This window comes from Roseateles depolymerans (assembly GCF_003387155.1).
GTDB classification, from domain to species: Bacteria; Pseudomonadota; Gammaproteobacteria; order Burkholderiales; family Burkholderiaceae_C; genus Roseateles; species Roseateles depolymerans.
Map to the genome: position 1 here is coordinate 1169071 of NZ_QUMT01000001.1, position 12691 is coordinate 1181761.

Consider the following 12691-nt stretch of genomic DNA (forward strand, 5'->3'; position numbering starts at 1 on the left):
AAAGCGGTCAAGCCCCGAGCATCGAAGCACAAATCGATGACGCACTGAGCAGTGACGCACCGAGCATCGATGCTGCGACCTTCAGTGCGTTGGCAACTGATAGCGGAATTCGTAGAAGTGATGGCCATCCTTGATCTCGATGCTGAGCTCCCCGCTGATGCCGGCAAGTTCGTCCGTGCCGGAGTCAGGCACGACGCGGATGGTGAGCGTCTGCTTGCCGCGGTTCATCTCACCCATGTGCATCAGCGCAAAGCTGCCCTTGCGGCCCGCGAGGCTGCCTTCCACCCGCTCCATGGCGACATAGCCGGCGGAGTCTGGAATGTCCGTTCGGACGCCAAGCATCTCCCCCAGACTCACCGCGTCCAGGCCGCCATGAAACTGCTTGCGCAGGGACATGCGGCCCAGCTTGGCCGCCTCAGTTCCTGGGGCTGCGGGAGCCTGGGTGAGTTGGACGTCGAAGCTGCCTTTGGCGATGGATGCAGTCATGATGGGCGGGGACCTCGGTGTGGGGGCCCGCCAAGCATAATGCAACCACTGTATGCCAATACAGTATTTCTAGGGGGATGCGAATCCGCACTCGGATCGCATCCGCCCAGCTTAAAAGCTGAGCTGTTCCCCCGGCTGCATCACCCGAACGAGCGTCCGCGTCTTGCCCAGCGCCTTCATGAACGCTTCCGGCGTTCCCGGCAACTGCGGGTTGGTGCCGTAGTGCATCGGAATCACCGTCTTGGGCTGGATGAAGTCGCGTGTGACCATGGCCGCATCCGCCGGGTTCATCACGAACTGGCCCCCGCCGATGGGCATGAGCACCAGGTCGGGCTTGTACATCTGCGCAATCAGCTTCATGTCGCCGAAGACGCCGGTGTCGCCCATGTGCCAGATCTTGAAGCCGTTCTCGAACTCGATGATGAAGCCGCCGGGCTCACCGCCCACATGCACTTCGTCCTTGCTGGTGCCTGGGTTCTTCCACAGGTACTCGCTGCTGTGCTCGGCCTGCACCAGCGTGACCTTGATGCCGTCCCCCAGCGGAGACAGTGAGCCGCTCTTGTTGATGCGCTGCGCCTTGGGCGCCACCTCCAGCGCCATCAGGGTCTGGGCCAGTCCTGCGGGCGCGATCAAGGGGGCGTCATTCATCTTCGCCAGCGCCGGCGCATCGGCCACATGGTCGTTGTGACCGTGGGTCACCAGCACCAGGTCCACCTTGCCCAGCGCGTCGAGTTGCTTGAATTCGGGCGGGGTCTTGGGATTGGTCGTGAGCCAGGGATCGATCACGATCACCTTGCCGCCCGGGCTGGTGAACTTGAAGGCCGCCTGGCCGAGCCACTGCACCTGGACCTTGCCCTGCACCTTCCCAGCCTGGCGCTCCGGGGTCGGGTCTTGAACCCGGTCCGTGGACGGGCTCTGCGCCCAGGCGGGAGCGCTCATGAACAGGGCAGCAGCAAGAAGCGAGAGGGTGCGTGGCATGGTCTGACCTTTGCGATGTGGGTTGGTAAGGGGCCCCGGAGCATCTCCCAGCCCCCGTCTCCCCATCAAGCGTGATAGGGATGCCATCCTTGAAGGAGTGGATTTCTGGCAAATCCGGTGCCTTGGAGGGATAGGCGAGCGCCACCCAAGCAGACACAATCGATCGGGCTGGGCCTTCACGTTCCACAAGAGGGGGTATGCATGATCCACACAACCACGATCCGGCAGCGCATGCTGCTGCTCAGTCTGGTGGGCTTGTTTTTTGTGCTGCTGGTGGGAGGGTTGGGATACGCCGCCATCGAGCGAATGGACGGTGTCGCGCACGATCTGACTCGTACCAGTTCCGCACTGCGCAGCCAGGTGGAGGCGGACATGATGCATGACGCCCTGCGCGCGGATGTGTACGTGGCGCTGCGCACCGCATCCAAAAGCGCGTCCACCGAAGAGCAGGCCGTTCGTTCGGAACTGGCCGAGCACACCAAGGATTTCCGCGAGCACATGGCCTCCCTCAAGGCGCTGTCCCTGGGCCCCGATATCGACGCCACGATTGCCAAGACCCAAACCAGCCTGGACGCCTACATCAGCAGTGCCGGCCAGGTGGTGGACCTGGCCTTCAAGGACCTACCCGCCGCGGAGGCCCGCCTGCCTGCCTTCAGCAAGGACTTCAAGGCGCTGGAAACCGAAATGGAATCCCTCAGCGACCTGATCGGCGCGCTGGCCGAGAAAACCCGTGCCGACGGGGAAGCCTCCACCCGTCAGGTGCGCATGCTGCTGGTGGCCGCCATCGTGGTGGCGGCGGTCATTCTGCTCACGCTCAACACCCGTGTGGGCCACAGCATTTCCCTGCCCTTGACGCGTGCGGTGGATGTCACCCGCGCGGTGGCGGCCGGAGATCTCACCGCCCGCATCGAGGGCAGTGGGAACGACGAGACCGGGCAACTGATGACGGCGCTGCGGCAGATGTCCGGCGACCTGTCGCGCATCGTGGGCCAGGTGCGGGACAGCGCGGCCCTGATCGCCACCGGCTCCTCGGAGATTGCCACCGGCAGCATGGACCTGAGCCAGCGCACCGAGGAGCAGGCCGGCAGCCTGCAGGAGACGGCGGCCACCATGGAGCAGCTGACCTCCACCGTTCGCGCCAATGCGGAAGCGGCCGGCCGTGCCGCCGTGCTGGCCGCCAGTGCCTCTGCCGTGGCCGGAGAAGGCGGACGGGCCGTGAGCGACGTGGTCCAGACCATGACGGCCATTGCAGCCAGTTCGCGCCGCATCGGCGACATCCTCGGCGTGATCGACAGCATCGCCTTCCAGACCAACATCCTCGCCCTGAATGCGGCGGTGGAGGCCGCACGGGCCGGCGAGCATGGTCGCGGCTTTGCGGTGGTGGCGTCCGAGGTCCGCATGCTGGCCACGCGCAGCGCCGATGCCGCGCAGGAGATCAAGACCCTCATCGCCGACAACGTCAGTGGCGCCGAGACCGGGACGCGCCAGGTGGATGCGGCGGGGGCCACCATGAACCGGCTGGTGGGCGAGGTCAAGGCGGTCAGCGAGTTGATCGAGCAGATCAACAAGGCCAGCCACGACCAGAGTGAAGGCTTGGTCCAGGTCAATGAAGCGGTCACTCAGCTGGACCGGATGACGCAGCAGAATGCCGCGCTGGTGGAAGAGTCCGCCGCCGCCGCAGAAACCCTTCGGCAGCAATCCGAACGGCTCAACGGCGTGGTGGGGCAGTTCCGGCTGGGCTGAGTGAATCTGGTCTGGCGCCGGTCACCATCGGGATCGCCACGGAGACACCGCAAGGCCCTTGGCCGATAGACTGCCCGCAGTGCCTTGACTCCGGTGCCTGTCGCCGTTCCCCATGTCCGCTGCCCCCGTTCAGGAAGAGTTCGACTTCATCATCATCGGGTCCGGCTTCGGCGGCAGTGTCAGCGCCTTGCGGCTGGCGGAGAAGGGCTACCGCGTGGCGGTGCTGGAACAGGGGCGTCGCTGGACGCCGGAGTCGCTGCCCCGCTCCAACTGGGACACCGCCCGCTGGATCCACCGTCCGCGCCTGGGCCTGCGCGGCTTCTTCAATATGCAGTTCTTCCGCCATGTGGTGGTGCTGCATGGCAATGCAGTGGGCGGCGGCTCCATCACCTATGGCAACACGCTGCTCGTGCCCCCGGACCGCGTCTGGCGGGAAGGCACCTGGGCAGGCCTGGCCGACTGGCATGCCGAGATGCCGGCGCACTATGCACGCGCCCAGCAGATGCTGGGGGTGACCACCAATCAGCGACTGGGCCCAGCCGATCACCTGCTCAAGCAGATGGCGCGAGAGGTGGGGGCAGAGGGGAGTTTCTATCCCACCGAAGTCGGCATCTTCTTCGGGGATGCAAAGCAGCCCCCCGGCGCCACCTACGACGACCCGTATTTCAACGGCGAAGGACCGGCCCGCAAGTCCTGCATTGCCTGTGGCGGCTGCATGGTGGGCTGCCGGCATGATGCCAAGAACACGCTAGACAAGAACTATCTCTACCTCGCGGAGCGCAAGGGCGCGCAGGTGTTTGCCGAGACCCGCGTGGTGGACGTGCGGCCCGACGGCGCGGAGGACGGATCCGACGGTTATGTCATCGAGACGGTCTCGACGGTGCCTGGCCAGGGTCACGTCCAGCGGCGCTGGCGGGCTACCTCGGTGGTGTGGGCGGCGTCGTCCCTGGGCACGCAGGAGATGCTGTTCCGGCTGCGTGAACGCGGTTCATTGCCGCGGATTTCCCAGGCGCTGGGCGAGCGGGTGCGCACCAATGCCGAGTCCTTGATTGCGGTGCGTTATCCGGGCGGTCGCAAGGACCTGTCCGACGGCATTGCCATCGGCTCGGGCATCTACATCGACGAGCACACCCACATCGAAGCCGTGCGCTACCCCAAAGGCTCGGACGCCATGGCGTTGCTGACCACGGTGATGACCCTGGGTCGGCCAGGTCCGACCCGGATTGCGGTGTGGCTCGCCACGCTGCTCAAGCAATTGCTGACGCGCCCGGTGCAGACCTTGCGGGCGATGTCGCCTTTCGGATCGGCGCAGGAAACCGTCATCTTCCTCTGCATGCAGACGCTGGAGGGCCATCTGTCCATGCGATGGCGCCGCCCCTGGTACTGGCCGTTCTCCAAGACGCTGGTGACGCAGGGGGACCGAATCCCCACCTTCATTCCAGCGGCCAATGCCTTCGCGGTGAAGGCCGCACGTGCCACGGGTGGCGTGGCCCAGACCACGCTCACGGAGATTCTCTTCAACGTGCCCATGACGGCCCACTGCATGGGCGGGGCCGCCATGGGCCGCACGGCCGAGGAGGGGGTGTGTGACGCCCGCAACCGGGTCTTCGGCTACCGCAACATGTACATCGTGGACGGCTCAATGCTGGCCGCCAACCTTGGCGTGAATCCCAGCCTGACCATCACGGCGCTGGCGGAGCGGGCCATGGCCTTCATTCCGCCTGCCGGGGCCCGCGCCGACAGGTCCTTTTCAACGACCCAGGCATCCGCCCAAGCGCCTTCGCGCGCCGTTGCACAGGCACAGCCAAAGGCACAGGCACAGGCACAATCACAGGCCACCGGAAGCCTGCCAACGAACGTCGAGCCGGAAACCTCCGGCCACGCCGCCCATCGTTCATGAAGACCAAGCACCCACGTCGTGTCCGCGACCAGAAGGATTCCGAGCGCTATGCCGGCAGTCCGATGGGAGTGGCGTCCCGCTATTCACCGCTGGCCGACCGCACCGTGACCGCGCATTGGGGCGGGGACAACAGCAACGGACATCGCGGCATCGCCAAGGCGCGCCGCGGCGCCAAGAAATACGTCAACAGCCGCATCCGCTTCCGAGAGAAGGCGGCATTGCGCCAATGGGCCGCAGATTCGAATCGGGATGACGACGGGTCGATGTAGGACCACCCTCGGTTCGACAGGAAAAACCGTACAGAAGCTTTGTTGAATGCTGGTTTTTCCTCTTTGACGTCGTGCCCACACTGAGGTCGTTTCGACTTCATTGCGGAGGACTCTCATGCTCTACGGCATCAGCTGGTTCATTGTGGCGTCGCTTCTGGCGCTTTGGTCGCTGTTCACCTGGGCCGTGCATGCGATGGCGGTCTGGGCGGTGTCGCAGGCGGGGGCCTTGTCCGGCATGGCTTCCGGCAGCATGTCCGTGTCCTTGCCGGCCTGGCTCGCCCCCTGGGTTCCCCCTGGTCTGACGGCAGACTTGACGGACTGGGCGAGCCAGCTCGGACTGCTGGTCGAAGGCCTGCTGCAGGCCATGCCGTCGCTGGCGGGCGGTCTCACGGTACTGGCCTGGGTGGTGTGGGCCATCGGCGCGCTGCTGCTGATGCTGACCGGCGCCGGCCTGCATGCGCTGATCGCCTGGTGGCGGCGTAAATCGGTTCCCCCGACCCTGGGGCTGTCGAGCGCCACGCCCTGAGATTCAAGCGCTCGCCATCAGGGGAAGTGCCCAGCCACGCGCAATGTGGCGGGCTGGGCGCGCACTGGAGAATCGAGCCCTTCTACGTTCTCCGCATCCCGCAGCCCACGCATGACTTCCACGTCCGCCCCCCGCAAACCCGTTGAACAACTCTCGGCCCAGGATCTCGAAGCATTCCCGGTCTGGGAATACGTCTACGACGACGGCAATGACGACTATCCAGACCAGGATGAGACCTGGGTGACACCGTGCGCCGGGCCGATCATCCCGGCGAATGGCTATTCACTGAGCGTGGCCGCCGCCATCCGGCTGCCCTGCGGGCTGGTGTATCCGGCGGTGGTGTTCTGCGACGTGGCCGAGGGCTGGGACGTCAACGCCGTGGGGCTGCTGACGACGCAGGGACGGTTGCTGTTCGGCAATTCCGACTCGCCCGCCGAGATCCGGCGGCTGCTGAAGCAATTGGGACTGACGCAGCGCGACGTCTTCCCGCTCGAGTTTGCAACGCGGGCACCGCTGGCCTCGACCGGGAATCCGGTGACGGGAACGTGGACGCCCCGCAAACTGGTCTGATGGCCTTGAAAGCGTTTTGACAGCTTTGATTTGTCATTTAGCCGTCTAAATTCACGAGAGTCTTATTTCATAAATATCATTTAAAGCATTTATTGATCGCGAATGTAGCAAAGTAGAGGCCACGCTGGCAGTGGGTCAGCGATCCCAGCCTGTCGGCTGCACCTACCGCTACACGCCATGAACACCTGGACTCTCAAAAAGAAGCTTGTCGCCACCTTCGCCACCGTGCTGGCACTGGCCGGTCTGCTGATCGCGATCGCGCTGACCAATACGAACCGCCTGCTGGAGACGGTCCGATGGAACACCCATACCTATGAGGTGCTGTCTGAAGCCGACAAGCTGCTGCTGAGCATGGTCAACATCGAAACCGGGCTTCGCGGCTTCGTGGCCAGCGGCAATGACCGCTTCCTGGAGCCCTTCAACAAGGGAAAGCAAGATTTCTCGGAGCATTTCGAGAAGGTCAAGTCCCTGACGGCCGACAACGCCGCGCAGCAGAAGCGACTGGACCTGTTGATGTCGCATCACAAGGCCTTCCTGGAGGTGGCGCAAGGGCTGGCCGGCAAACGCCGTGACACCAATGCCGGCCGCATGACCGCCGAAGCGCTGCTCAAGGAGTTCGAGCAGGGCAAGGACAAGGCGGCGATGGACGCGTTCCGCGCTGGCATCGCCGAGTTTTCACAAGCGGAATCGGCGCTGCTCGGCGAGCGTTCCCAGGCACTCGAGGACACCGGCGCCAGCACCACACGCACGCTGATCCTGGGAGGCCTGGCCCTGTGCGCGGTCTCGGCCGTGCTGGGCACCTTGCTCACCCGCAGCCTGTTCAAGCAACTGGGCGCAGAGCCGAGCCTGGCCGTCGCGGTGGCTGAACGTGTGGCCCGCGGCGACCTGAGCGAGGCCCCCACGCTGGCCGCCGGCGACACCACCAGCCTCATGGCCAACCTGGCCCGCATGCAGACCAGCCTGGCGCAGGTCGTCTCCAACGTCCGCAGCAATTCGGAAAGCGTGGCCACCGCCAGCGCCCAGATCGCCCAAGGCAACCAGGACCTGTCCGCCCGCACCGAGCAGCAGGCCAGCGCGCTGCAGCAGACCGCCGCGACCATGGAGCAACTGGGCACCACCGTGCGCCACAACGCCGACAGCGCCCAGCAGGCCAATCAGCTGGCGCTGGGCGCGTCCTCGGTCGCGAAGCAAGGCGGCCAGGTGGTGGGCGAGGTGGTGTCCACCATGCAGGGCATCTCCGAGAGTAGCCGCAAGATCGGCGACATCATCGGTGTCATCGACGGCATTGCCTTCCAGACCAACATCCTGGCGCTGAATGCCGCGGTCGAAGCGGCCCGTGCCGGCGAACAAGGCCGTGGTTTCGCGGTGGTCGCCTCGGAAGTCCGCAGCCTGGCGCAGCGCAGCGCGCAGGCCGCCAAGGAAATCAAGACGCTGATCGGCAGCAGTGTCGAGCAGGTGGAAAAGGGCACGCAGCTGGTCGACCAGGCCGGCAAGACCATGGACGACATCGTCAGCTCCATCCAGCGTGTCAGCGACATCGTCGCGGAAATCACCGCCGCCAGCGCGGAGCAGAGCTCTGGTGTGCAGCAGGTGGGGGAGGCGGTCACCTCGATGGACCAGGCCACCCAGCAAAATGCCGCCCTGGTGGAAGAAAGCGCAGCCGCCGCGGAGAGCCTGCGCAGCCAGGCGCGTCAGCTGGTGGAGGCCGTTGCGGTGTTCACGCTGAGCCGTGAGGGGCATGCCGCCAAGCAGGCGCTTGCGACCTCGGCGTCCGCAGCGGCCGATGCCTCGATGCTGGCGGCCCGCAAGAGCTCCTCGACGCGACCGGTCCCGACCCGGTCGTCGAGCTCGGTGTCGGCCTCGCGTACGACCTCGCCTTCGAGCGTGCAGTCGGCAAAGCCTTCGGCGGCAGGCAGCAAGCAGCCGGCCAACAAGCCGGTGGCCGGCCCCGTGACCGCACCCAAGCCCGCCCTGGCAATGGCCGAGTCGGGTGACGGCGACTGGGCCTCCTTCTGAGCCTGCGCGCCCGTCCACGCCCTGGAAACCACCCCGCGTACTTCTCACCCTCCTAACTTCATCCCACGCCATGAACGCTCTTGTCCAACACAGCAGCTCCTCCCAACCCTCGGGCGCCCTGATCCAGGCCTCTGGCGCGCTGATGCAGACCTCGCAGGCCGCCAGGCGCCCCTTGCCGCGAGAGTTCCTCAGCTTCCGGCTGGGCGAGGAGGAATACGGCATCGACATCCTGACGGTGCAGGAAATCCGCAGCTACGAGGCCCCGACCCGCATCGCCAACGCGCCGTCCTTCGTGCTGGGCGTGGTCAATCTGCGTGGGGTGATCGTCCCCATCCTGGACCTGCGCCTGAAGCTGGGCTTCAGCTCGCCGCAGTACAACGAGTTCACCGTGGTCATCGTGCTGACGGTGATGGACCGCGTGATCGGCGTGGTGGTCGATTCGGTGTCCGACGTGCTGGACATCGCGCCGAATGACATCAAGCCAGCGCCGACCCTGGCCTCGGCGGTGGACGCTGGCCACATCCTGGGCATGGGCTGCCTGGGCAGCGGCGACGACGAGCGGCTGCTGATCCTGACGGACATCCAGGCGCTGATGATGAGCCCGGAGATGGGGCTGTTCACGGCGCCGGTGGTGCTCGCGGACTGACTGGTTCCGTCCGGTGGCAGCGTCGCGTCGGCGCTGACAGGGGCTGGGTCCTGCGAAGGCTTGCCGTACCCGCTACAGTTGGCCGGGTCCGGTTCCTGGCGGCGTGCGCTGCTGGCGCGCCGGACAGCCTTTGTCCTCGCCCCTTCACGCCGCTGCTCGTCGTCCCGGTGCTGATGCGCCTGCACGAGTGCGGTCCCGAGACCCTCCACCGACCAGGAACATCATGACCAAGATCGCGATTGTTTATTTCAGCGGCTACGGCCATACGGTCAAGCAGGCCGAAGCCGTGCAGCGCGGCGCGGCGGCCGTTGATGGCACGGAAGTGACCGTGCTGCGCATCGACCAGGACGGAAACCTGCTGGACGGCTGGGCCGACACACTGGCCGCGCAGGACGCCATCATCTACGGCTCCCCGACCTACATGGGCGGCCCGGCGTGGCAGTTCAAGAAGTTTGCGGACGCCAGCTCCAAGCTCTGGATGAAGCAGGGCTTGAAGGACACCTTCGCCGCAGGCTTCACCAACTCCGCCTCGGTCAACGGGGACAAGTACGCCACCATCCAATACTTCTTCACGCTGTCGCAGCAGCACGGCCAGCTGTGGATCGGCACGGGCCTGATGCCGTCCAACAAGAAGGAGCATGGCCCGGAGGACATCAACTGGACCGCTGGCTCCGCCGGTGCGCTGGCGATTTCGCCGTCGGATGCCAGCGTGGACGAGGCCCCGCGCAGTGGCGATCTCAAGACCGCCGAACTGCTGGGCCAGCGCGTGGCGCAACTGGCCAAATGGCGCCAAGCACGCTGAGCTGGTCTGACCTGACCTGACCTGACCTGCCCTGATGTGACCTGACCTCGCCTCACCTGATTTGGGGAGGCGCTGGTCAGCCCCCATCAGTTTCCGCGCTGCTGTCGCAGAGACAGGTCTTGCGCTCCGGGTCCCACCACCGTCTTTGGTGTGCCAAGCGATAAGACAACATCGCCACGCTGGCGGCTGCCTTGCAGCGGACGCGGTGCTTCGCATCGCTGAGCTCGACGCCCGGAAACAGTCGATCAACGTTTGGCTGTCACGCGTCGTCGGAGCCCTCGCTGCTCAATGGACAGACTAGCTGGCTTTCGAGCAGGCAGATAGCTCATGGCGAGCGCCTTCCAATACTCGAAGTAGATCGTCAGGAGTGATTTGGGCGGCGTGAACGGCCTGAGTGGATAGCTCTTGGCACGCCAGGTACAGCCTGCCACCGACAGGTATCAAGAAGCACAAGAAGTCATCGGTTGTCGGCCCCCAGTCTGCGAAGCGCAGACTCAACCAAGCCTGCTCAAGGTGGGGGGAGCTCGCCTCGGCAAGCTTGAGGAATGCTTCCTCCACGCTCAGTCCGAGAAATAGTGATTCGTATCTCAGAAAATTGAGATCCTTCTTGAGCGCATTCTCTGAGCGCGCCAGCGCAGCGGAAAAGCCTGGAACGTAGGCCGATGAGTCGAAGGGCGTGATGCTCTTGCCTTGCACCCAGACCTCGACAGTCCGGAGTTGATCTGTAGATTCTCCGAAGTGCATCGCGAACTGGGATGTGGAACCGATGACTTTCATTACAGATGCCGGGCGATTGAAACGAACCCGATTGTGGCGGACCGGATTCCCTGACTCGGGCCGAACTGCCATAAGGCAGCCATGGCTGAGCTTCTGTGTCCAGCCTTTGATCGCCGCCCGTATCAGCGACGAACAACCACTCCTGAAGCGCTACATAGCGCGAAGCAACTGACCAAAGTACACCGCAAGTTGGGAAATGGTTGCCGAAGGTAGTGCCAGCGCTCAGTCAAATCCCGCCTTGACTTCGTTGATCTTCTGGCTCACATCGCCAAGCACATGGGTCTTGGGTGATTCACCCGTGAATACCTTGTTGATCTCTTTGGTCCGTCGATTGATCACGTACTGGAAGTAGCGTTGCGACTTGCCTGCGCGTTGAACTTCGGTACGAATCGCGTCGGCATCCCACGATTCAATCGCGAGCGTCTCGTCGCTTTCACTCATGAACGGAGGGATCTTGTCGTTGATGGCCACCAAGGTCTTGCTGGTGATGTGCATCTTCCTTTCAGCAGCATCAGCCGTGATTACAGTTTCGTTCAAGGGGAAGGCTATTCCGATCCACGTGCCTGAAGCCCTGAATTTGTCGCCACCGTCTTCGTACGTCAGCCCTTTGTAGGATTGCAGGAAATCGCTGATCTCGTCCTCCTGCAAGACGCGTTTTGCCGTCGTTTGCAAGTTGAGGATGTCCATTTTTCCTTGCTGCATACCGGTGAACACCCACTTGCAGGTGTTCAGTTGCTGCGTGGCTGGCGCGCCTTCCAGGGTCCCGGTGGTGATTTTTGCCACCAGTTCCGCGGTCGCTTTTTGTGCAGCCTGATCCGTCTGCCTGAGTAGAGCATTGACATCAACTTCAGGATACTTGGATGCGATCCGTGCCTTGAGTTTTTCCGCCAGCAAGGCCAGCTTGTCGGTCGCGTCCTTGTTCCGTTCAAGCCAGGATGTCCTGAGCTGATTGCCCGCCACTTGCAGTTCCGGGAAGCGCCTCTCGCATTCGGCCAGTACGCCGAATGCACTTTCGCGCGCCGACATAGCTGCTGAGGATGCAACGCCAAGTCGCCACGGATTGGTATCCGGCCGCTCACTCGCCACCGCAGCGCCGGAAATCAGCAATAGCAAAACAGGTAACCAGTTCTTCATGATGTCATTTTGTGAAATATGGACGGCCGCTAGTCGGATAGACCGTGTCGGGTAAATCATGGGGCTACTTCACCCGCCTGAAGCCTCCTGTGCCGTTGCATCCGTGAGCGATGAGGATAATGGCTCCGCCCAGGGGAAGCGTTAGGAAGAAGATGAAGCGCCGAATAGTACTGTTCAGCATGGCCGCGATGCTGGCGCACCGCGTTGCGGTGGCCGGATCTTGGGGGCATGGCATCTTCGATAACGACGGTGCTCTCGACTGGGTTGGAGAATTTCTGGAGAAGCCATCCACCGCCCTGGTGGAGTCCGCACTGGGCGCGACACTGAAATCTGGTCCGATCGATTCGTTCATGGGTGAGTCCGCACTTGCCGCTGCAGAGATCGTCGCAGCTTCACTTGGAAAGCCAGCGCAGAAGATGCCGGACGAGCTGCGCGCCTGGCTCCAGCGTGCAGAACTTGCAGACTACAGAAAACTCAAGGGGCTCGCGGTACGCGCGGTGCGGACCGTCCTCTCGGCGGAGAAGTCCGAGTTGCGAGAGATGTGGAGCCTTCATCTCGATGACCTTTCCCTGTGGCGATCGCATGGTGTGGCCTTGCTGAAACGACTGGGCGAGTCGATGGGTTAAGCCGATTCCCGGCTGGCTGCTCCGTAAGGGGGGACGCACGCATCGAGTCCGCTCTCAGGCTGAAGCGAGATGACTACATCGGTATGCACCCAGCGCCATCCAATACTTCTTCACGCTGTCGCAGCAGCACGGCCAGCTGTGGATCGGCACGGGCCTGATGCCGTCCAACAAGAAGGAGCATGGCCCGGAGGACATCAACTGGACCGCTGGCTCCGCTG

12 protein-coding genes and 1 pseudogene are annotated in these 12691 nt (G+C 63.9%); 9 read left to right on the forward strand and 4 right to left on the reverse strand.

Translation table 11 applies throughout. From position 1 onward, the window contains the following. Window positions 1-81: 81 nt before the first annotated feature. Together DES44_RS05155 and DES44_RS05160 are read right to left on the reverse strand one after the other, a co-directional pair. On the reverse strand, window positions 82-486 hold the full coding sequence (locus tag DES44_RS05155) for a DUF3224 domain-containing protein (protein WP_058935924.1): 405 nt from the start codon (window positions 484-486) through the stop codon (window positions 82-84). A gap of 111 nt (window positions 487-597) precedes the next feature. Continuing rightward, window positions 598-1464 (reverse strand): metal-dependent hydrolase, encoded by an 867-nt coding sequence (locus DES44_RS05160; protein WP_058935923.1) that lies wholly within the window; start codon window positions 1462-1464, stop codon window positions 598-600. Window positions 1465-1665: 201 nt separating this feature from the next. Here DES44_RS05160 and DES44_RS25910 point away from each other — a divergent pair, with 201 nt between their 5' ends. The 8 genes and pseudogenes from DES44_RS25910 (at window position 1666) to DES44_RS05200 (ending at window position 9936) form a co-directional block, all read left to right on the forward strand. Beyond that, on the forward strand, window positions 1666-3207 hold the full coding sequence (locus tag DES44_RS25910; protein ID WP_083525731.1) for a methyl-accepting chemotaxis protein: 1542 nt from the start codon (window positions 1666-1668) through the stop codon (window positions 3205-3207). Window positions 3208-3319: 112 nt separating this feature from the next. After that, window positions 3320-4984, forward strand: a pseudogene (gene choxAB, locus DES44_RS05170) (cholesterol oxidase); the annotation flags it as partial. Window positions 4985-5103: 119 nt separating this feature from the next. After that, the gene (locus DES44_RS05175; RefSeq protein ID WP_058935921.1) at window positions 5104-5376 is read left to right on the forward strand and encodes a hypothetical protein; all 273 of its coding nucleotides are present in this window, start codon (window positions 5104-5106) and stop codon (window positions 5374-5376) included. A gap of 115 nt (window positions 5377-5491) precedes the next feature. Continuing rightward, window positions 5492-5902 (forward strand): hypothetical protein, encoded by a 411-nt coding sequence (locus tag DES44_RS05180; RefSeq protein ID WP_058935920.1) that lies wholly within the window; start codon window positions 5492-5494, stop codon window positions 5900-5902. Between the two features lie 111 nt (window positions 5903-6013). Further along, the gene (locus DES44_RS05185) at window positions 6014-6472 is read left to right on the forward strand and encodes a hypothetical protein (RefSeq protein WP_058935919.1); all 459 of its coding nucleotides are present in this window, start codon (window positions 6014-6016) and stop codon (window positions 6470-6472) included. Window positions 6473-6649: 177 nt separating this feature from the next. Continuing rightward, the gene (locus tag DES44_RS25915) at window positions 6650-8488 is read left to right on the forward strand and encodes a methyl-accepting chemotaxis protein (protein ID WP_058935918.1); all 1839 of its coding nucleotides are present in this window, start codon (window positions 6650-6652) and stop codon (window positions 8486-8488) included. Window positions 8489-8630: 142 nt separating this feature from the next. Continuing rightward, window positions 8631-9134 (forward strand): chemotaxis protein CheW, encoded by a 504-nt coding sequence (locus DES44_RS05195; protein ID WP_232310047.1) that lies wholly within the window; start codon window positions 8631-8633, stop codon window positions 9132-9134. Between the two features lie 223 nt (window positions 9135-9357). Further along, entirely contained in the window at window positions 9358-9936 is a 579-nt protein-coding gene (locus DES44_RS05200; RefSeq protein ID WP_058935916.1) for a flavodoxin family protein, read from the forward strand. Window positions 9937-10233: 297 nt separating this feature from the next. On the opposite strand, the gene DES44_RS05205 is transcribed toward DES44_RS05200, so the two are convergent. Together DES44_RS05205 and DES44_RS05210 are read right to left on the reverse strand one after the other, a co-directional pair. Continuing rightward, a complete protein-coding gene (locus tag DES44_RS05205; protein ID WP_116001309.1) occupies window positions 10234-10713 on the reverse strand; it encodes a hypothetical protein in 480 nt (159 codons plus the stop codon). Window positions 10714-10935: 222 nt separating this feature from the next. Further along, entirely contained in the window at window positions 10936-11847 is a 912-nt protein-coding gene (locus DES44_RS05210; RefSeq protein ID WP_147306958.1) for a hypothetical protein, read from the reverse strand. A gap of 179 nt (window positions 11848-12026) precedes the next feature. Between DES44_RS05210 and DES44_RS05215 the strand changes: the two genes are divergently transcribed. Then, window positions 12027-12473: a DUF4259 domain-containing protein gene (locus DES44_RS05215; protein ID WP_170156603.1), complete on the forward strand. Its 447-nt coding sequence runs from the start codon at window positions 12027-12029 to the stop codon at window positions 12471-12473. The last annotated feature ends 218 nt before the right edge of the window (window positions 12474-12691 follow it).